This is a genomic window from Caproicibacterium argilliputei (genome assembly GCF_029211325.2).
In the GTDB taxonomy this organism is placed as follows: domain Bacteria; phylum Bacillota; class Clostridia; order Oscillospirales; family Acutalibacteraceae; genus Caproicibacterium; species Caproicibacterium argilliputei.
In genome coordinates this window covers 773750-793050 of sequence record NZ_CP135996.1, presented here as the reverse complement: position 1 = coordinate 793050, position 19301 = coordinate 773750, and the positions used below count along the sequence as shown (strand labels likewise).

At 54.0% G+C, this 19301-nt stretch carries 20 protein-coding genes, 1 tRNA gene and 2 other RNA genes; 9 read left to right on the top strand and 14 right to left on the bottom strand.

Features of this window, described 5'->3' with window-relative positions:
* Positions 1-195: 195 nt before the first annotated feature.
* Positions 196-1359: an iron-containing alcohol dehydrogenase gene (locus PXC00_RS03740; RefSeq protein ID WP_275845960.1), complete on the top strand. Its 1164-nt coding sequence runs from the start codon at positions 196-198 to the stop codon at positions 1357-1359.
* Positions 1360-1494: 135 nt separating this feature from the next.
* Here PXC00_RS03740 and PXC00_RS03735 read toward each other — a convergent pair whose 3' ends face one another.
* The 7 genes from PXC00_RS03735 to PXC00_RS03705 all read right to left on the bottom strand — a co-directional run bounded on the left by PXC00_RS03735 (position 1495) and on the right by PXC00_RS03705 (position 6368).
* The gene (locus PXC00_RS03735; protein WP_275845959.1) at positions 1495-2400 is read right to left on the bottom strand and encodes an NAD(P)/FAD-dependent oxidoreductase; all 906 of its coding nucleotides are present in this window, start codon (positions 2398-2400) and stop codon (positions 1495-1497) included.
* Between the two features lie 104 nt (positions 2401-2504).
* Positions 2505-3050, bottom strand: a complete 546-nt coding sequence (locus PXC00_RS03730; protein WP_275845958.1) for a glutathione peroxidase — start codon at positions 3048-3050, stop codon at positions 2505-2507.
* Positions 3051-3091: 41 nt separating this feature from the next.
* Positions 3092-3604: a ferritin gene (locus tag PXC00_RS03725; RefSeq protein ID WP_275845957.1), complete on the bottom strand. Its 513-nt coding sequence runs from the start codon at positions 3602-3604 to the stop codon at positions 3092-3094.
* Positions 3605-3694: 90 nt separating this feature from the next.
* On the bottom strand, positions 3695-4069 hold the full coding sequence (locus PXC00_RS03720) for a desulfoferrodoxin (protein ID WP_275845956.1): 375 nt from the start codon (positions 4067-4069) through the stop codon (positions 3695-3697).
* 216 nt (positions 4070-4285) lie between these two features.
* Positions 4286-4627 carry a DsrE family protein gene (locus tag PXC00_RS03715; RefSeq protein WP_275845955.1) on the bottom strand — a complete coding sequence of 114 codons (342 nt, stop codon included), beginning with the start codon at positions 4625-4627 and terminating at the stop codon, positions 4286-4288.
* 196 nt (positions 4628-4823) lie between these two features.
* Positions 4824-5636: a polysaccharide deacetylase family protein gene (locus PXC00_RS03710; RefSeq protein WP_407654302.1), complete on the bottom strand. Its 813-nt coding sequence runs from the start codon at positions 5634-5636 to the stop codon at positions 4824-4826.
* A gap of 54 nt (positions 5637-5690) precedes the next feature.
* Entirely contained in the window at positions 5691-6368 is a 678-nt protein-coding gene (locus PXC00_RS03705; RefSeq protein WP_316935088.1) for a sugar transferase, read from the bottom strand.
* 229 nt (positions 6369-6597) lie between these two features.
* Between PXC00_RS03705 and PXC00_RS03700 the strand changes: the two genes are divergently transcribed.
* A complete protein-coding gene (locus PXC00_RS03700) occupies positions 6598-7566 on the top strand; it encodes an ROK family protein (protein WP_275845954.1) in 969 nt (322 codons plus the stop codon).
* A 27-nt stretch (positions 7567-7593) separates the two neighbouring features.
* Positions 7594-8655 (top strand): aldose epimerase family protein, encoded by a 1062-nt coding sequence (locus PXC00_RS03695; protein WP_275845953.1) that lies wholly within the window; start codon positions 7594-7596, stop codon positions 8653-8655.
* Between the two features lie 170 nt (positions 8656-8825).
* Here PXC00_RS03695 and PXC00_RS03690 read toward each other — a convergent pair.
* The 7 genes from PXC00_RS03690 to ffs form a co-directional block, all read right to left on the bottom strand.
* Positions 8826-8910, bottom strand: a tRNA-Leu gene (locus tag PXC00_RS03690).
* Between the two features lie 151 nt (positions 8911-9061).
* Positions 9062-9460: a transfer-messenger RNA gene (ssrA, locus tag PXC00_RS03685) on the bottom strand.
* Between the two features lie 77 nt (positions 9461-9537).
* Complete coding sequence (gene smpB / locus PXC00_RS03680; RefSeq protein ID WP_275845952.1) at positions 9538-10002, bottom strand: SsrA-binding protein SmpB; 465 nt, start codon at positions 10000-10002, stop codon at positions 9538-9540.
* A gap of 82 nt (positions 10003-10084) precedes the next feature.
* On the bottom strand, positions 10085-10690 hold the full coding sequence (gene recR, locus PXC00_RS03675; RefSeq protein WP_275845951.1) for a recombination mediator RecR: 606 nt from the start codon (positions 10688-10690) through the stop codon (positions 10085-10087).
* A 2-nt stretch (positions 10691-10692) separates the two neighbouring features.
* On the bottom strand, positions 10693-11034 hold the full coding sequence (locus PXC00_RS03670) for a YbaB/EbfC family nucleoid-associated protein (protein WP_275845950.1): 342 nt from the start codon (positions 11032-11034) through the stop codon (positions 10693-10695).
* Positions 11035-11127: 93 nt separating this feature from the next.
* A complete protein-coding gene (dnaX, locus tag PXC00_RS03665) occupies positions 11128-12945 on the bottom strand; it encodes a DNA polymerase III subunit gamma/tau (RefSeq protein WP_456064455.1) in 1818 nt (605 codons plus the stop codon).
* An RNA gene (gene ffs / locus PXC00_RS03660) (signal recognition particle sRNA small type) lies at positions 12931-13025 on the bottom strand. The genes dnaX and ffs overlap by 15 nt, the downstream gene beginning before the upstream one ends.
* 378 nt (positions 13026-13403) lie before the next feature.
* Here ffs and PXC00_RS03655 point away from each other — a divergent pair.
* The 6 genes from PXC00_RS03655 (at position 13404) to PXC00_RS03630 (ending at position 19227) form a co-directional block, all read left to right on the top strand.
* Positions 13404-14777, top strand: a complete 1374-nt coding sequence (locus PXC00_RS03655) for a Sapep family Mn(2+)-dependent dipeptidase (protein ID WP_275845948.1) — start codon at positions 13404-13406, stop codon at positions 14775-14777.
* A gap of 250 nt (positions 14778-15027) precedes the next feature.
* Positions 15028-15390 (top strand): hypothetical protein, encoded by a 363-nt coding sequence (locus PXC00_RS03650; protein WP_316935087.1) that lies wholly within the window; start codon positions 15028-15030, stop codon positions 15388-15390.
* A gap of 97 nt (positions 15391-15487) precedes the next feature.
* Complete coding sequence (locus tag PXC00_RS03645) at positions 15488-16087, top strand: hypothetical protein (RefSeq protein ID WP_275845946.1); 600 nt, start codon at positions 15488-15490, stop codon at positions 16085-16087.
* A gap of 119 nt (positions 16088-16206) precedes the next feature.
* On the top strand, positions 16207-17376 hold the full coding sequence (locus PXC00_RS03640; RefSeq protein ID WP_275845945.1) for an MFS transporter: 1170 nt from the start codon (positions 16207-16209) through the stop codon (positions 17374-17376).
* Positions 17377-17459: 83 nt separating this feature from the next.
* A complete protein-coding gene (locus PXC00_RS03635) occupies positions 17460-17894 on the top strand; it encodes an RrF2 family transcriptional regulator (protein ID WP_275845944.1) in 435 nt (144 codons plus the stop codon).
* A 148-nt stretch (positions 17895-18042) separates the two neighbouring features.
* The gene (locus tag PXC00_RS03630) at positions 18043-19227 is read left to right on the top strand and encodes an iron-containing alcohol dehydrogenase (protein WP_275845943.1); all 1185 of its coding nucleotides are present in this window, start codon (positions 18043-18045) and stop codon (positions 19225-19227) included.
* Positions 19228-19301 lie beyond the last annotated feature (74 nt).

Sequence of the window (19301 nt, the reverse complement as noted above, 5' to 3'; positions counted from 1 at the left end):
TCTTTGTGCCCGGTTTGCGCGCACGCATAATGGTTTTTTACGTTTGATACTTTATGGTAACATCTACGAAAACACATGTCAAACAAAATCTCCCGCACCATAAAGCAGACGGTCTGCACCCGCCCGGCCGAGTTGACACGCATCTGCATCTGCTGTACAATCTATCTAAATAATTCATCATGGAGGCTAAACGAAATGGATAACTTTAATTACCATATTCCCACTGATGTTTACTTTGGTAAAGGACAGATCTCTCAGCTTGGGCAAAGGATGTCTGCCATCGCGAAAAAGGTGCTGCTGGTTTACGGCGGCGGCAGCATTCGGAAAAGCGGCCTTTATGATCAGATTCAGCAGCAGCTCCAGCAGGCGGACGTAACCGTCTTCGAGCTGGCAGGCGTGGAGCCGAACCCCCGGATTCAGACTGTCCGAAAGGGCGTTGCCCTGTGCAAAAAAGAAAAAATTGACGCGGTTCTTGCAGCAGGCGGTGGCAGCACCATCGACTGCGCGAAGATTGTCGCGGCGGGCAGCTGCTACAGCGGCGATGCCTGGGATTTGGTTCTGGACAGCAGCAAGATTCAAAAAGCCCTGCCCGTTGCCGCTGTGCTGACACTGGCGGCAACCGGCTCGGAGATGGATGGCTTTGCGGTGATCTCCGACATGGAGAAAAACGAAAAATGGGGCACCGGCAACGACGTGACCAAACCCGTCTTCTCCATTTTAGACCCGCAGTATACCTGCAGTGTTTCCAAGTACCAGACCGCTGCCGGCTCTTCCGATATTATGAGCCACACCTTTGAAAATTACTTCAACAACACCAAGGGAGCTTTCCTGCAGGCACGCCTGGCAGAGGGGATTCTGAAAACCGTCATTCGGTACGCCCCCATCGCCATTGATCACCCGGAGGATTATGAAGCCCGCGCCAACCTGATGTGGGCCTCCAGTCTTGCCATCAACGGTTTAATCAGCTACGGCGAAAGCACCGCATGGTCGGTACATCCGATGGAGCACGAGCTGAGCGCTTTCTATGACATTACGCACGGCGCCGGATTAGCTCTGCTGACGCCGTACTGGATGCAGTACATTCTCAGCGACAAGACTGTTGAAAAATTTGCGGCATATGGCGTAAACGTGTGGGACCTCGATGCTTCGCAGGAGCCGATGCGCATTGCCGAAGAGGCTATCCAGAAGACGCGTGCCTTCTTCACGGCAATCGGAATGCCCAGCCACCTGAAGGATTTGGGCATTGACGACACCCACTTTGACGTTATGGCAGAAAAGGCCGCCAACGGCGGTCTGGCGCAGGGCTTTGTGCCGCTGAACAAAGAGGACGTCAAAAAAATCTTTATCATGGCTCTGTAAGACACCGGTTTACAAACAGCAGACTTCCCTTTTGGTATGTGGAAAAAATTCCGCACCGTGGGGAAGTTTTTTATAACCAAAAACAAGCACCGCCGGAAAAGCAGTGCCCGTTTTGAGAAATGCAGAAGCACACCGTCAGCGATCCTGCAGATAAAGCTGCGCGGAAAATGCCGCGTTCGCGCCATCCGACATCGCCGTCACAATCTGATAAAGCTGCTTTTTACGCAGGTCACCGGCAACAAACACCCCCGGAATCTTTGTTGTGCCATTTTCCTCCGCACCGACAAAGCCGTCCGGCAGCAGCAGTTCCTGCGGAATCAGGCGGGTGTTCGGCACCATGCCGATGTCAATGAAGATGCCATCCACCGGCAGTTCCTCTGCGGCGCCGGTTTCCGTGTTTTTCACCGCAATCCGTTCCACCTTGCCGGTGCCGAAAATCCGCGTCACTTCCTGCCGGTAGGCAACCGAAACATTTGGCCGCTGTGCAATCTGCTTTCTGAGCGAATACATGGCAGACAGCTTCGAGCCGTGGTAAAGCAGCTTGACTTCGCTGCAAATTTCAGCCAGAGAAACCGCATCGCCCACTGCGGAATTACCGCCGCCAACCACCGCGACACGCTTTCCGCGGAAGAAGTTGCCGTCACAGGTCGCACAGTAAGAAACGCCGCGACCGGCAAATTCCGCTTCTCCGGGAATGCCGAGCTTTCTGCGGTCAGAGCCCAATGCCAAAATCACAGCTTTCGCTTCGTACGTTCCGGAGTGCGTGGTGACCGTCTTGCGGGTTTCGCTCAGCTCCAGTGCCGTGGCCTCCTCCAGCAAAACAGTAACGCCGGAAGCTTTGACGTGCGCCTCAAAGTCCGCGGCAAGCTCCGCGCCCGAAATATTTTTAAAGCCGGGATAATTGTCGATTTTGTATGTCATGGAAGCCTGCCCGCCAAGGGACATCTTTTCCAGTACCAGCGTCGAAAGTCCGGCGCGAGAGGTATAAATCGCCGCAGTCAGCCCCGCAGGGCCGCCGCCGACAATGATTACGTCATACATGGTAAGTCTTACACATCCTTTCTACTTTTAGAAAACAAAAGGCAGCCGTACAGAATTTCCTGCATGGCTGCCTTTTGCTCCGTTCAGAGGCGCAGCATCAGCCTTTAAAGGGCGGCTTCAATCACCGGCGCCAGTTCTTCCGGTGTCACCGTTGGCTCGTAGCGACCTTTGACTTCGCCGTCCCGGCCGATGAGGAACTTGGTGAAATTCCACTTAATGCCGTTGCCCTCCAAATTGTCCGGATAGTGTTCCTTGACAACGCCCTGAATCATGCGGCCGCTTTCCTTACTCAGTTCAAACCCTTGAAAAGGAGCCGCTTCCGTCAAATATTTGAACAGCGGATCGGCGTTTTCTCCGCGCACATCAATCTTGGAGAAAAGCGGAAACGTCACGCCGTAGTTCAGCTTACAAAAGGAGGAGATGGCTTCATTGTTTTCCGGCTCCTGTGCAAGAAACTGGTTGCACGGAAAGCCCAGAATCACAAGTCCGCGGTCTTGATAGGTTTTATACAGCTTTTCCAGCCCGTCATACTGCGGGGTAAAACCGCATTTGCTGGCGGTGTTGACAATCAGCAGCAGCTTTCCTTTATAATCGGAAAGGGAAGTCTGCTCCCCCTTCATATTTTTTACCTGAAAATCATAGACGCCCATTTGAAACACTCCTTTTCTGTTTTTGAATTTTTCAGACTGGTTCAGATGACCAGAGTCGCAGGCGCATAGGTCCTTGCCGCCAGTTCAGAGTCCAGCAGGTACAGTCCCTTTGCATCGTTTCCAAACAGCTCGTACCGCTTGACGATGTCCTCGGTATTCTTTTCTTCTTCGCCCTGCTCCTTGACAAACCAGTCCAAAAACTGCATGGTGCGGAAATCTTTCTGCTCATATGCGGCAGCGTAAATTTCATTGATGGATGCCGTCACCTTTTTCTCATGTGCCAATGCCGCCTTTGCCGGTTCGCTAAAGTCGTTAAACGTCACATCCGGTGCCTTGACATCCTGCAGGGCCGGCTTCACGCCGTTGTTCAGCAGGTACTTGACAAACAGCATGGCGTGGTCGCGTTCCTCCTGTGTCTGAATGGAGAACCAATTGCCGAAGCCGTTCAGATTTTTGTCCGCGTAATAGTCGGAAATATCCAGATAGAAGTAAGCGGAGTACCACTCCAGGTTAATCTGACGGTTAAACAGGTCTACAAGTTTTTGATCGAGCATTTTTGCAATCCCCTTTTCTCCGCTGATAAACAGCGGCTTATACAGGAAAAAGATCCCGCATTCCGCAAGATCTCCTTTCCATTCTTTCATTTAGAAATCGGCCTTCCACAGACCGTGCAGGTTACAGTATGCATACACAGAGCCGGACTGTACTTCGCCAAACTCTGCTTTTGGCTCCTGACCGGGCTTCAGATATTTAATCTGCACCTGACCGTCTGCCACCAACGCAATCCACTCAATGGAGTGCTCTGCCTGCATGGGATGCAGGGTAGAGCCGACCGCTACTTTCAGCTTTCCGCTTTCTTTTGTGACAACCGGAACGTGCTTTTCCTGTGCGGCGTCAGTCGAGTTTGCCTCCAGCTTAGTCATGGCCTGTCCGCAGCAAGACAGCGTTCCGCCCCCTTTTTTGATGAGCGCAACGATATTGCCACACCTTTCACAGCGGTAAAAATCAACGATAGACATTTTCAAGACTCCTTTACAATAATAATAATGATTGACCGGCAAAGCCGGTTGTAAACCAACGAAAGAGAACTTTTTCTGAATCTGCGGCCTTTGAAGCAGTTCAGGAAGCACCTTACCTGCAATTTCCGATTTCCAGTATCATTATACTCGGTCACTATACAAATTGCAACATAACTTTCATCAAATTCGCTATTTTTTATGGAATAATCGAAAAATTTAAGGTTTCAGATACGCAAAGCCGTGGTTTTGACACCATATCAGTTCCAAAACACCGGAGGGAACCGTCTGTACGAATGGCAGCAGTTCTGTCGGTGAAATTTTCATGCCGCGAAGCGCATTTTCACACGCGCAAAAACGGACGCCCGCCTTTGACAGGCTTTGCAGGTGTTCCGCCGCATCCGTACGACCGACTTTATAAAAGGAAACCGCAGGGCCATTGGCAACCACTTCGATGGCAGCAGCAGCCGCATCCGAACTGCGCAGCAGGTTCTGCAGGTTTCGCAGCAGCAGTCCCCACTTTTCCGGCTCATCCACATGAAACACGACCTGCAGATGCATTTCCGCCTGCCCCCCATTCGCATTTGTGTGTGCTATTTATTTTTTCTTTTTGGAACAATTAAAGTATACCAATCTTGTGGATATTATGCAAGGCACAAATTGCAAGAGCCTTCAAACTTTTTTCTTATTTTTTTGGTCAACTTTAAAAAATGACTCAAAAAAGCGGACGTCCTGCAAAACGTCCGCTTTCCATTTTTTATTTTAAGTCCGAAACCAAACCGAATTGGTACCCCATCTGCTCCCATTTTGTCAGCAGCTCATCCAGAATCTCCGCGTTGGTTTTCGAGGTCAAGTGCAGCAGCACGATGGCGCCCGGATGTGTGCGGGGCAAAAGTTTTTGAAAGGCCTCCTCGTGGCTGGGCTGTTTATCTTTGTACCAGTCCACATATGCAAGACTCCAGAAAAAGGTTCGGTACCCCAGCGCTTGCGCCTGCTTGAGGTTGCTCTCGCTGTACTTGCCCTGTGGCGGGCGGTACACGCGCGTCATTGCCTTGCCGGTAATCTCCTGAAACTTGGTTTCCACGGAGCGCAGTTCCTTTTCAAAGGCAGCTTGATCCGAAATTTTAGACATATCATAGTGGTGGTAGGTATGGTTACCCACTGTGTGCCCCTCCGCGACCATCCGCTTGACCAAATCCGGACTGGTTTCCAGATAATTTCCGACCACAAAGAAAGTCGCTTTCACCTTATGTTTTTTCAGCGTATCCAGAATTTTCGGGGTATAACCGGCTTCATAACCGGCATCAAACGTCAGATACAGCTTTTTCTCACTGGTATTTCCCAGGAAAAAGGCATGGAACTGCTTGAGATATGCGGGTGTCGCGTTTCCAATCGGCGGTTTGCCCGACTCCTGAAAGCTCAGCCCCCAGTTTGGGTTCGCAGTCTTCACCGCCTTGGCGGCAGTTGTCACGCTCATGCGGTAGCTGCGCCCCGCCAACAGGGCAACTGCGGCCGCAGCCAGAAACGCCGCCGCCGCGAGAAGATGTTTTTTCTTAAAAATCAGATACAAGGCGCACCCCTCCCCTTTTTTACAGTCCTATGCCGGGGGACAGTGCATTATGACTCAGAAAACAGCTTTAACGGTCTGGAACATCACTTTCACATCGTTCCAAACGGAAATGGAATCGAGGTACTCCAGATTCAGCCGCATTTTCGTTGGCAGAATCTCTTTGACATATGTCACTTCCGGGTCCGCGTCAGAAGCCGCCAGAATTTCATCCTCGTTGCGAAAGTAAATGCTGCTGGGCGCCGTAACGCCCGGACGCACCAAAAGCGTTGCCATATAAGCATCCTCATAAGCATCTACATACTTGGGCACTTCGGGGCGTGGGCCGACAAAGCTCATGGTGCCGTTGAGCACATTGAGCAACTGCGCGATTTCATCCAGCCTGCACTTGCGAATCAGCCTCCCTACACGCGTAATGCGGGGATCCTCTCCTACGGTAATGGCAAGCCCCTTTTTGTCCGCATCCTGCACCATGGTGCGAAACTTGAAAATTCGAAAGTTCCTGCCGTAGCGCCCCACCCGAACCTGCCGGTAAAACACCGGCCCTTTCGAGTCTGCCTTGACCGCGGCGGCTGTCAGCAGCAGCAGCGGCGATAAAATCACCAGCATCAGCGCGGACACCACTATGTCAAACACACGCTTTCCCGCCAGTGCGCCGCGGCGGTTCTGCAGCTTTTCAAAATAATCCTTGGTTTCGGGGTTCTGCATACTCTGCGGTAAGTCGTCAAATCGCAAGAAAAAGCCTCATTTCGTCTGAAATTCTCCGGCACAGGCTTGCCGAAGCAGGTTCCGCAGTATGCGGACACAGTCTATTAGCATTATAGCACATCCTCCGCCGCGGATTCAATTTTTTCGCTTTCTTTTGCGTGCCATTCTGTTTACAATCCGTGCCGAAAACGGTATACTTATCTGCAGAGCATCTTGCCCTGACTGGGAAACATAGAATTGAAGGAGGAGTCCTCTCATGTACCTTGGAATTGATTTGGGCGGCACAAATATCGCAGTTGGCATCGTTGACGAAAACTACCGCATTGTGGCCCGTGCAAAAAATCACACCCGTGTTCCCTGCCCTGAAGCAGAACTGACCGAACAGCTTGCACAGACCACCCTACAGGCACTGAAAAATGCAGACCTGACTCTGGAAGACGTGCCGTGGATTGGCGTGGGCTCACCTGGCAGCATTGACAGCAAAGCCGGTCTGGTCGGATTTGCCGGCAACCTGGATTTGCACAACTATGCATTGGCGCAGCAGCTCAGCCAGCAGCTGCAAAACAAACCCGTTTTAGTAGAAAACGATGCCAATGCGGCGGCTTACGGCGAATTCATGGCGGGGGCGCTTCGCGGCGCGACTGACGGCCTTGCCATTACACTTGGCACCGGCATCGGCGGCGGCATAATTATTGACGGAAAAATTTACGCGGGCTGCAACGGCGCTGCCGGTGAACTGGGTCACCAGGTCATCGCGGTCAACGGGCGGCCCTGCACCTGCGGGCGCCGCGGCTGCTGGGAAACATACGCTTCCGCAACCGGCTTAATTAAGACCACGCAAGAAGTCATGACCGCACACGACGACCAAAAAGGCGCGCCCATCTGGACGATTCCGGGCGGTGACCTCCACAAGGTGGACGGCCGCACCGCGTTTGATGCCATGCGCGCCGGCGACCCGCTGGGACAGGAGGCCGTTGACCGCTTTATTGCAGACCTCGGTATCGGTCTTGCAAACTGTATCAACATCTTCCAGCCAGACGTGGTCTGCATTGGCGGCGGCATCTGCAACGAAAAAGAAAACTTGCTGCGCCCGCTGCGCGCGTATCTGGAAAAGGAAGTTTTCCATGTGCCCAACAGCCGGCAGACCGAACTTCGCATTGCAGAATTGGGCAATGATGCCGGCATCATTGGCGCGGCGCTGCTTGGCCGCGGCCATACCTTTTAAATAAGAAAAAGAAAGGCGGCAATCCTCATGAGTATTTCAGAAAAAAAATTCGGTGTTCTGCAGGACGGTACGGAAATCCGTTCCTATACCCTGCAGAATGAGTCTGGCGCTTCTCTGACAGTACTTTCTTTCGGCGCGCGGATTCAGTCTGTACAAATGCCCGACAAAAACGGTGTCCTCGGCGAGATGGTGCTCGGTCACCGCACACTGGAAGAATACGCACAGCCGGGCGACTACCAGGGCGCTGTGGTTGGCCGTTACGCCAATCGCATCGCCGGCGGCGCCTTCGAGCTTGACGGACAGCCCTGCACGCTGACAAAAAACGAGGGAGAAAACACCCTGCATGGCGGCCCGACTGGTTTTTCCACGCGCGCATGGCGCTGCAAGTCCCGCGACAACAGCGATGAGGCTCCTTCCATCACGCTGGAATACCAAAGCGCAGACGGCGAGGAAGGCTTCCCCGGAGCCTGCACCGTCACCGTGACATACTGCCTGAGTACGGACAACGCGGTGATTTTGGATTACACGGCGGTTACAGACCGGGCAACGTATGTGAACCTGACCAACCACAGCTTCTTTAATTTGACCGGTGACTGCAGCCGCGATGTACTTTCCACGGAGCTGCAGATTGACGCGGACGCCACCACGGAAGTGGACAAAGCGCTGCTGCCCACCGGCAAACTGCTGTCTGTGGCAGGCACCGCGGAAGATTTCCGCAGCGCCAAAACAATCGGGCAGGATATCCGCAGCCTGGAACCAACCCTGCACGACTGCGGCGGCTATGACCACAACTTTGTCCTGAACGGCGACGGTTTCCGCAAGGCCGCGGAGGCGCACGATGCCTCTACCGGACGCCGCCTGCTGGTATTTACAGACCAACCGGGAATGCAGCTTTACACGGCAAACAGTTTCGGCGCAAGCGCGAAAAACCGCGATGGTTCCGCTATGAAACCGCACACGGCGTTCTGCCTGGAAACCCAGCACTTCGCAGACACGCCGCACCATGCGAACTTCCCCAGCACCCTGCTGCAGCCGGGCGACACGTTCCGGACGCGCACGATTTTCAAGTTTGAAGCAGACCGGAAGTAAAACTCCGCGAAGAATTGCAAGGCAGCAGCATCCGTTTGCTCGTGTATTGCTATCCTTTAGAACGGTTTTGTACTCCACTGGAAGTATATGGGAATGGGTTTAATGCCTGTTCCCTTATTTTTTTACAAAAAAAGAGTACATAGTATAACACTATGTACTCTCAGAATAGATGGTGCGGTCAGTGGGACTTGAACCCACACGTCATAAGACACATGCACCTCAAGCATGCCTGTATGCCAATTTCAGCATGACCGCGTATGCTTATATATTACCATATTCCTTTAGACGTGTCAAGGAAATACACGAAAATAATTATGAATATTACAATTTACGAGGATAGCGTAAAAACAGAAATCCGCGTCAGCACAAAAGCCAGCGCGGATTCAAAGGAAACTATTGCTAAGGCTGGTGGAGATGAGGAGAGTCGAACTCCTGTCCGAAAGTCACTTGCCCTGGATTTCTTCGAGCGCAGCCGGTTCTTTCAATCTCCCGCTGCACAGCGCCAACCGGCAGGCTTTGTGCAGCGGCAGCCTCTGCGTCATGACCGGATGAGAGGCATCACCCGATTCACGTTCACCGCTGAGTTACGCCCTCAGCCGGGTCGCGGTACCCCCGGAGAGGACGGCAGCTTTTTAATTAAGCTGCAACAGCCATCCCATAATTGTTATTGAAGTTAACGTTTACGATATTGCTGTTTTTCTTAGAGGATTTCTCATCTAAATTTAAAGTGCGGATTGATGAAGCGGTCCCGCCCCGCTGCTCGCTTACCAGGGTTTACAACCCCCGTCGAAACCTTTACATCCCCATGAAAGGTCAGGACTTCCTGACCTTAAACAGAGTATACAACAAACCAGACAAAATTGCAAGTCCCTGCAGAAATTGTCAGCGGTTCTGCGTTTTTAGCGCGCGATCCACATCGCGCTTGGCGGCGCGCGCCGCCAAATCCGCGCGCTTGTCGTACAGCTTTTTGCCGCGGCACAGACCCACCTGCACCTTGACGCGGCTGCCCTTAAAGTAAACCGACAGCGGAATCAGCGAGTAGCCCTGCTGCTTGACCACGCCAAACAGGTGCATAATCTCTTTTTTGTGCATCAGCAGCCGACGCGTGCGCACCGGGTCGCGGTTAAAAATATTGCCGTGCTCATACGGGCTGATATGCATTCCACGCAACAAAAGCTCGCCGCTTTCCACGGCGCACCACGCATCCTTGAGGTTACAGCTGCCAGCGCGCAGGGACTTGACCTCGGTTCCGGTCAGCGCAATGCCCGCCTCATAGCTTTCTTCCACGAAATAATCATGGTACGCCTTTTTGTTGCGTGCAATCGTTTTGAAATTTTCTTCTTTCATGGCGTTCCTCATTTCTTTCGGGAAAACCAGCGGTCTTCTAAACATCTATTTTACCGAATTTGCTTTGCGGATTCTGTCACATTTACAGTTCGCTGCGGCCCTCCAGCGCGCGCAGCAGCGTCACTTCATCTGCATACTCCAAGTCACCGCCCACCGGAATGCCATAGGCAAGGCGCGTCACTTTCACGCCAAGCGGCTTGAGCAAACGGGAAATGTACATGGCAGTGGCTTCTCCCTCTACCGTTGGGTTTGTTGCCATAATGACCTCTTTCACCTTGCCGCCCTGCACCCGCGCCAGCAGTTCCTTAATGCAGAGCTGCTCCGGCCCCACATCGGAAAGTGGAGAAATCGCACCGTGCAGAACATGGTAGCTGCCCTTGTATTCATTCGTGCGCTCCATGGCGATGACGTCGCGCGGGTCTTCCACCACGCAGATGACAGAAGTGTCGCGGCGCTCATCCCGGCAAATGGGGCAAAGCGGCTGGTCGGTCAGATTGCAGCAAACCTTGCAGTAATGAATTTTATCGTGTGCTTCCAAAACGGCATCCGCAAACGCCTGTGCCTGCTCTTTGGTCATGCCCAGCACATGGTATGCCAGCCGCTGAGCGCTTTTGTGCCCAATGCCCGGCAGGCGCTCAAATTGCTCGACCAAACGCGCCAGCGGCGCCACCTGATATCCTCCGGCCATTCTCAGAACAGCCCGGGAACACTCAGCCCGCCGGAAAGGGCTTCCATTTGTTCGCTCTTGTCGTCTGCGGCGGCACGCAGGGCTTCATTGACCGCGCCGATAACCAAGTCAGAGAGCATTTCCACATCCTCGGGATCAACCACTTCCGGCTTGATTTCAATGCTCTTGACTTCCATTTTGCCGAGGACGGTTGCCTTTACAGCGTCCCCGCCGGAAGTCGCGGTGTATTCCTTTACGTCCAGTTCCTGTGCGAGCTTGTCCATATCCTCCTGCAGTTTCTGCGCCTGCCGTGCAATCTGCTGCAGGTTCTGCGGGCCTTTGCTCTGCGGTACTCGTGCCTTCATCCTGTATACCTCCAAAATTGTGTCGTTTCTGTTTCTGATTTTCTAATCATATAACAAACAGTCCGCTGCGGTCAAGGAAAACCTGCCGCGCGGTCATTTTTTCACCACGTCAATACCTTGCTCCTGTGCACGCTCTGCCATGGCCAGCAGGGGGTCTTTTTCGGCGTCCTGCTTTTCCGCGGGGCGGTAGGGGCCAAGCTTGTACGTTCTGCCGGTCACCTGCTGAATCGCGCGGCGCATACTGTCGCGCTGCGACGATTCGCGCAGCAGGCTGAACGCCAAATCGTTTGCCGCGTCAATCAGCACATAGTTGCCGCTGACGTAAGCCGAGGTGTTGCGGAATGCCGCCGCAATGGTGTGGGAATACTGCTTGAGTGCCTGCACCACCTCTGGCCATTCCGGCAGCGGAACCGCCTCTGCCGCCAACTGCGCCGCAGTCTTGACAGCCTCTGCCGATTTGGGCGGTTCCTGTGCCGGAACAGGAGCCGACGTCGCCAAGGGAGCGGCAGGTCTGTTTTCCGATGCCGTTTTTGGGGGCTCTTCCTGCGGTGCGGCGGGCACAGCGGCAAGCTTCTGCGGCACCGTTCGCTCCGGCGCAGGCGGTTCCGGTGCAGGCTGCGGCTGCTGGATTTCAGGCTGCGCCACGGCAGTCGGCGCGTGTTTTTCCAGCGCTTCGATGCGCCGCACCAATGCCGCACGGCTGTCGTCCAGTTCCGGGCAGCACAGCCGCAACAGCGCCATTTCCATTTCCATGCGGCGGTCGCCCCCGCGGTACATCCGCTCCAGTGCGTCCTGCAGGGTATCCATGCCATGCAGAATCACCGACAGCGGCATGGCAAGCGCCTGCTTTTCCAGCTGGGCAAACTCTTCGCTAGTGACCGCAACCATAGGGCGCGCGTCGCGCATGGTTTTGATGAGCATTAAAAAGCGCAGATGGGACGCAAGCTCTTCGCACAAACGCGCCATATCCTTGCCGCCGCGATGCATTTCATCCACCACAGCCAAAGCCGCAGCACTGTCTTTCGCGTAAATGGCATCCGCCAGGCGAAACAGGTGCGCACGGCTGGCAAGCCCCGCCGCCTCATTGACCACCTCCACGGTCACATCTTTGCTGCGGCCAAGACACTGGTCCAGCAGGGAAAGCGCGTCGCGCATGGCGCCGTCCGCCAGCCGCGCCAGCAGAAGTGCCGCCTCACCGTCCAGTGACGCACCCTCTTCTCCGGCAATAAACGTCAGCCGCGCGGCAATGTCCTCCGGCGGAATCCGGCGAAAGTCAAAGCGCTGGCAGCGGGAAAGAATCGTTGCCGGAAGCTTGTGCACCTCCGTAGTCGCCAGAATAAAAATCACGTGCGCCGGCGGCTCCTCCAGCGTTTTAAGCAATGCGTTAAAAGCGCCGACGGAAAGCATATGCACCTCGTCAATGATGTACACGCGGTACTTCGCAACCGCCGGGGTAAAGTTCGCCTCTTCCCGCAGCATACGGATACTGTCAACGCCGTTGTTGCTGGCGGCGTCAATCTCGACAATATCCATGATGCTGCCGTCCTGCACGCCGCGGCAGATTTCACACGCGCCGCAGGGGTCGCCGTCTTTCGGATGCAGGCAGTTGACTGCTTTTGCGAGGATCTTTGCGCAGGTGGTTTTGCCGGTGCCGCGGCAGCCGGTAAAAAGGTAAGCGTGTGCCACACGGCCGGCGGTCAGCTCGTTCTGCAGGGTTTTGGTCACCTGCGGCTGACCGACCACATCCGCAAAAACCTGCGGCCGCCACTTGCGGTAAAGCACTTGATACACTTGCGCACCCCCATCCACGCTTCCCTGCGGGAAGACGCCGTTTTTTACAAAAAGAAAAGCAAGGCAGGCGCCCCGCGCCGCCGTGCTGCCGGATATACAGATGGGCAGACAAACCTGCATCGCACAGTGCCACTCCGCTTAATGCTGCTCGGTTCCCCGCCTGACATGGTTCACGGCGCTCCGCCGCACAGAGCCCACCCATCTGCATATCCCGCCGCACGCCCTTTGCCTTGCTTGCTGTCATGAACCGTACGAAATCGGATACCTTAATATTATATACGATTTTTTCTTGAAACACAAGGGAAACTTTATGTGTTGAAACGGTGCGCGTTCGAACCTGCTTCGATTAAAGCCTAAGCGTGCGTGCTTTGTGCCCCACGCAGGCACGTACTGCCTTCTTTTTGCCGCAAACCGCAAAAAGCGCAGCCGTCAGCCACGCCTGCACAAAAACAATCTGCGGTGAAACCGCCCAGACCCTTGCGGCAAACGCAATTTGTGTTATACTGAAAGCAGAACGGCGCACAGCCGCCGCTTGATTGGTTGATTCGCCGGCATACCGGCATAAAGGAGTTTTTACTATGCAGTTTGGAGAACACATTTTACCTTACAAAGAACAGATTCTGCGCGACTTGAAAACACTGGTCGCCATCCCCTCTGTTGTCAGCGAGGCAGTACCTGGCAAGCCTTTCGGCGCGGAAAGCGCACGCGCACTGGAAACCATCCTGAACATGGCGGAAGAACTCGGCCTCGAAACCAAAAATGTCGGCAATTATGCCGGTCACGCAATTTATGGTACCGGCAGTGAATTTGCAGACGTGCTCTGCCATGTGGACGTTGTGCCCGCCGGAGACGGTTGGAAAACCGACCCGTTTAAAACCGTGGAAAAGAACGGTCTGCTGTATGGCCGCGGCACTGCGGATGACAAAGGCGCGGCAGTGGTGGCACTGTATTGCTTGAAAGCCCTTAAAGACGCCGGCGTGCAAACCAAACGCCGCATCCGCGTGATTTTCGGCGGCGGCGAGGAAGTCGCGAGCAACGACATCGACACCTACTACGCCGCCGAATCGATGCCGGTTTTTGGCTTTACGCCGGACAGCGAGTACGGCATCTGCAACCGGGAAAAAGGCATTTTACGCTTAGACCTCACTGGCGGAAAGGCCCCCACCGCTGTGCGCCACTTTACCGCCGGAATCGTTGTAAATGCGGTGCCTGCTAAAGCGGAAGCCGTGGTGGTCTGCACCATGGAGCAGTCCGCCGCACTGATGGATCTTGCAGGCGGTGACAAAGCGTTTTCATTCACCAAGACGCCGGACGGCCTGTGCATCGGTGCGGAAGGTGTTGCCTCCCACGCTATGCAGCCGCAAGAGGGTGTTAACGCGGCGGCGAAACTCCTCATGCTGCTGTCCAAAGTGCTGAACAGCGCAGAACTGGGCAGCCTGCTGTACTTCCTCAGCGAAAAGATTCAGACTTCCTACGACGGCAGTCTGGTCGGTTTAAAGCAGAGCGACGCGCCGTCCGGCCCGCTGACGCTGAACCTGGGTCTGGTGCGTGTGGGCGAAGGCGTTTCCCGCGCCGGTCTGGACATCCGCTATCCGGTCACTGCCAAGGGCGACGACATCCTCGCGAAAATGCAGCAGGCGTGTGCGCCCTACGGACTTGCCTGTACCCGCACCAACGAGAGCCTGCCGCTTTATCTGCCGGAGGACAGTGACTTCATCCGCCTGCTGAAAGGCTCCTACGCCGCCGTGATGGGCACAGAGCCCAACGTTTACGCGACCGGCGGTGGCACCTACGCCCGCGAGCTGAAAGGCCGCGGCGTCGCGTTCGGGCCGTTTTTCCCGGACGAGCCTGACCGCCGCCTGCACAACACCAACGAAAATATCGACCTGTCGCGCTTCTTCCTGCACGCACAGATTTGCCTGCAGGCAATGTACGACATGGCGACCAAATAAATTCTTTTAGAACAACAGAGCACCCTCCTTGCAGTTTTCCAGGGAGGGTGCTCTGTTGTTTATTGCATCTATGCCCAGTTTTGCTTTTTGTTTTTGATTTTTTCTCAATATTTTACTTTACATATATTGGGTTCAGTTCTATAATCATAATATGTTAAAAAATTGTAGAGGAGATATATCGTATGAAATTTTTCAAAAAATGCTTTTTTCGTTTTTGTCATGTGTAGTTCTTGTTGCCATGATGGTACCTGTGCATGCACAGACAAATCAAGCCGCTCCTAATCTCACAGCTTCTAAAAACGCTCTTTCTACATCGGTAATCAATCTTCAAAAAGCAAATGATGTAAAACTGATGTATTACCCCTGTCCAGCAACTGGACAAAAACATCATATGGTAGGTCGTGGTCGTGGAAAAGCTTACAAGGGTGCATATCCAAGTACTGATTTGCAAATCAATGGATACTGCACACAGTGCAGAGACTGTAAACTCTTCATAATTTCTGAATACGAACCCCTGTGGGCAGATGTAAAGAGTTTGGGAAAATACACCAGCGGTAATGCAGATTACGATTTATCTAATTTAGCAACCGTCTATTACACAAATGATTTTTGATATAACTCAAGTTTAGCAAATGATCCTTTCTTTAAATCTTTTGCATGGTCTCCGCATGGATGATTTCTTAATACAATAGACAATTGGGAGGAAAAACATGCGCTTTTCAAAATCCATTTTACCATTTTTACTGGCTGCGTGCCTGCTGACCGCATCGGGCTGCGGCGCAGAAAAACCAGTAGTCTCCAGTTCCGGCACCCCGCAAGGCACGATATCCGCCAGCAGCGCAACCACCCCAACTGCATCGGTTGAACAGCAGATGGTCGTTCGCCAGACACTGACCACGCTGTTTAATGGACCAAATGCGGCATACATCGGGCAAAGCAGCACACAGGTCTTGGGCGAAGGCGTTTCTAAAACGGATTCTGCAAGCAGGGAAAGCCTGCCGGACACTCCGGTGCAATCCGCTTTTACGGCGGATGCTTACTCGACCTTTGTTGCAAATGCGCTTTCTCTGTACCACGGCTTTGCACAGGATTCCGGACAGCGGATGCAGCTAAAAGACGATGCCGTACAAGTTTCCAAAACAGACACGGGGTACTCTTTTACTGCAAACGTACAGTACGGCAAGGGAGAGAGTATCAACCAAACCGCAAAAATCACCGGCACGGTGCAATTTAACGACAGCGGCAAGCTTTGCTTCTTTCGCATTGACAACGACAGCGGTCTGATAAAAGCCCTGCAGGAACAAAAATAACCCAAACTATAAAAAAGGCAGCCAAGCGGCTGCCTTTTTTGTGTGGGAATTCCCCGGTAGCAAAATACACGCCCCTTCCATACTATGGAATAACGCGATTTTGCGGGAGGGGGAACCATATGCACAGCACCTACCGGCACACACGCCGTGCCTGCTACCTTTGCTACCTGACGCAGGGCATCGTCAACAGTCTGGCACCGCTGCTGTTCACGGTGTTTCAGGACAGTTACCAAATTTCTTTCGGTCAGCTCAGCCAGCTGATTCTGCTGAACTTCGGCACGCAGCTGTGCATGGACTTTTTTTCCGTCTGCTTTGTTGACCGCATTGGCATCCGGCGCTGTATGATTGGTTCGCACCTGACGGCAGCGGCCGGTCTGGTGCTCATGGGCGTTCTGCCGAACCTCATCGACCCCTTTACCGGACTTGCGGTGGCCATGGTCTGCTGTGCGATGGGCAGCGGTCTGGTAGAAGATCTGGTCAGTCCGATTCTGGATGCCCTGCCCATGGCGGGAAAAGCCTCCTCCATGAGCCTGCTGCATTCGTTTTGCTGCTGGGGGCAGGTCGCCGTGATTGCCGGAACCACCCTGTCGCTGCACCTGCTTGGCGTGCATAGCTGGTTTATCCTGCCCATGCTGTGGGCCTTGGTGCCCCTTGTCAACCTGATTCGCTTTCTGCGGGTTCCCATGCCGCCCGCAATCCCGCCGGAGGAAAAAACGCCGGTTGGCAGTCTGCTGCATTCCCGTTTGTTTCTGCTTTGTATGCTGCTTGTCCTTTGTGCGGGTGCTGCCGACCTATCCATGAGTCAGTGGTCTTCCCTTTTTGTGGAGCGCGGACTTGGTGTGGAAAAGATGGTTGGCGACCTGTTGGGGCCGTGCCTGTTCTCTGTGTTGGAGGGCACGGGACGGCTGCTGTACGGCCTGTTTGGGGAAAAAGCCAACCTGCACCATGCGCTGCTGGGCTGCAGCGCCCTTTGCGTGCTGTGCTACCTGCTCACCTGCCTTTCCCCCTTTGCGCCGCTTTCGCTGCTGGGCTGCGCGCTGTGCGGCCTTTCGGTTTCGCTGATGTGGCCGGGACTGTACAGCCTTGCGGCACGTTCGTTTGGCAGTGGCGGCACCTCAATGTTCGGGATTCTAGCGGTGTGCGGTGACATTGGCTGCTCTCTGGGGCCCTGGTTGACCGGCTTTGCAGGGGCAGGCAGCCGTGGTCTGCAGAGTGGTCTGCTGCTGGCGGTGGCTTTTCCGCTAATCATGGTGTTTGGCATGCTCTGCTTCTGCAAAAAGGCACAGTAAAGCAGCCGCAGATTGACAAAAGCGCAAAGAACGTATATCATATAAATGATACTAAAAAAGTAGGATATAGAAGGAGGAACGCTATGCGCATTTCCGCAAAAGGCCGCTATGCCATTGCCGCGCTGCTGCGGATGGCACAGTCCGGCAAGGACACCGTTGTCAACATCACCCGCCTGTCAGAGGGGCTGGGCATTTCCCGCATTTACCTGGAGCAGGTTTTTTCCCTGCTGAAGCGCGCGCAGCTGGTCATTTCCACCCAGGGGGCACAGGGCGGCTATCGCCTTGCACAGCAGCCCGCGCAGATCCGTGTGCTGGACATCCTGCGCGCCACAGACACCGCTCTGTTTGAGCACCCCGCCCAGACTCTGGCCAATGACGCCCGGGACGCACAGGCCGCGCTAGATCTGGTGGAAAACCGACTGGAGGAATCGGTCGAACAGGCACTGTCTGCACTGCGGCTGTCTGACCTGCTGGAAGAGGCCGCCCGCAGCGGCGAAAACTATATGTTTTTCATATAGTCGTTTCTTTCAAAGACACTTTGTTTGATTCTGTGCACTTTTTTTGCAGAATATTGTTAATTGTGCTTGACTCTTTTTTGACAAATGCTATAATGTTTTTGGTACAATTATAACTAATTTGAAAAAAAGCAATTGGAGGTACAAGCATATGCGTTTTACGCTTCCCAGAGACATTTACTACGGAAAAAATGCACTGGATGAACTCAAAAAACTGCCTGGCAAGAAAGCAATCGTCGTGGTTGGCGGCGGCTCCATGAAGCGCTTCGGCTTTTTGGACAAGGTACTGGACAACCTGCACGAAGCCGGCGTGGAAACCTGCCTGTTTGAAGGCGTAGAGCCGGACCCGTCTGTAGAAACCGTCATGCGCGGCGCAAAAGTCATGCAGGACTTCGGCCCCGACTGGATTGTTGCCATCGGCGGCGGCTCCCCAATCGATGCCGCAAAGGCCATGTGGACTTTTTATGAGTATCCGGAAACCAAGTTTGAGGATTTGATTACGCCGTTCGGCTTCCCCACCCTGCGCACCAAGGCGAAGTTCCTCGCGATTCCCTCTACCTCCGGCACCGCAACGGAAGTTACGGCTTTCGCTGTCATTACCGACTATGAAAAGGGTATTAAATATCCGCTTGCAGACTTTAACGTTACCCCGGACATTGCCGTCATCGACCCGGCTCTGGCAGAGACCATGCCGCCGAAGCTGACCGCCCATACCGGCATGGACGCCCTGACACACGCCATTGAAGCGTATGTTTCTACCCTGCACACTCCCTTTACCGACCCGCTGGCTCTGCAGGCCATTCAGATGGTCTTTGAGTATCTGCCCGCTTCCTACAAGGGCGACAAGGCTGCACGCGAGCAGATGCACTACGCACAGTGCCTTGCCGGCATGGCATTCTCCAATGCGCTGCTGGGCATTGTCCACTCCATGGCACATAAAACCGGCGCGGCTTACAAAAATGGCCACATCGTGCACGGCTGTGCAAACGCCATGTACTTACCGAAGGTCATTCAGTACAACGCAAAAGTGCCGGAAACACGGGAACGTTATGCAACCATCGCCCGCACCGTGGGTTTGACCGGTGATGAGTCAGGCTTAGTGAATGCACTATGTGCGAAGATTGATATGTATAACGAGCTGCTGAACATTCCCCATGCCCTGAAGGACTACGAAAACGGCATGGTGCCGGAAGACGAGTTCCAGGCAAAGCTGCATGATGTGGCGAAACTGGCCATCAGCGACGCCTGCACCGGCTCCAATCCGCGCCAGCCCAGCCAAGAAGACATGGAGAAGCTTCTGACCGCCTGTTACTATGACCGGCCGGTTGATTTTTAAGAGCCGCTTATCCGGAGCCGCTGCGCAAATAGGCAGCGGCTTTTGTTTTGTGCATCATGATTATTATATTCCTT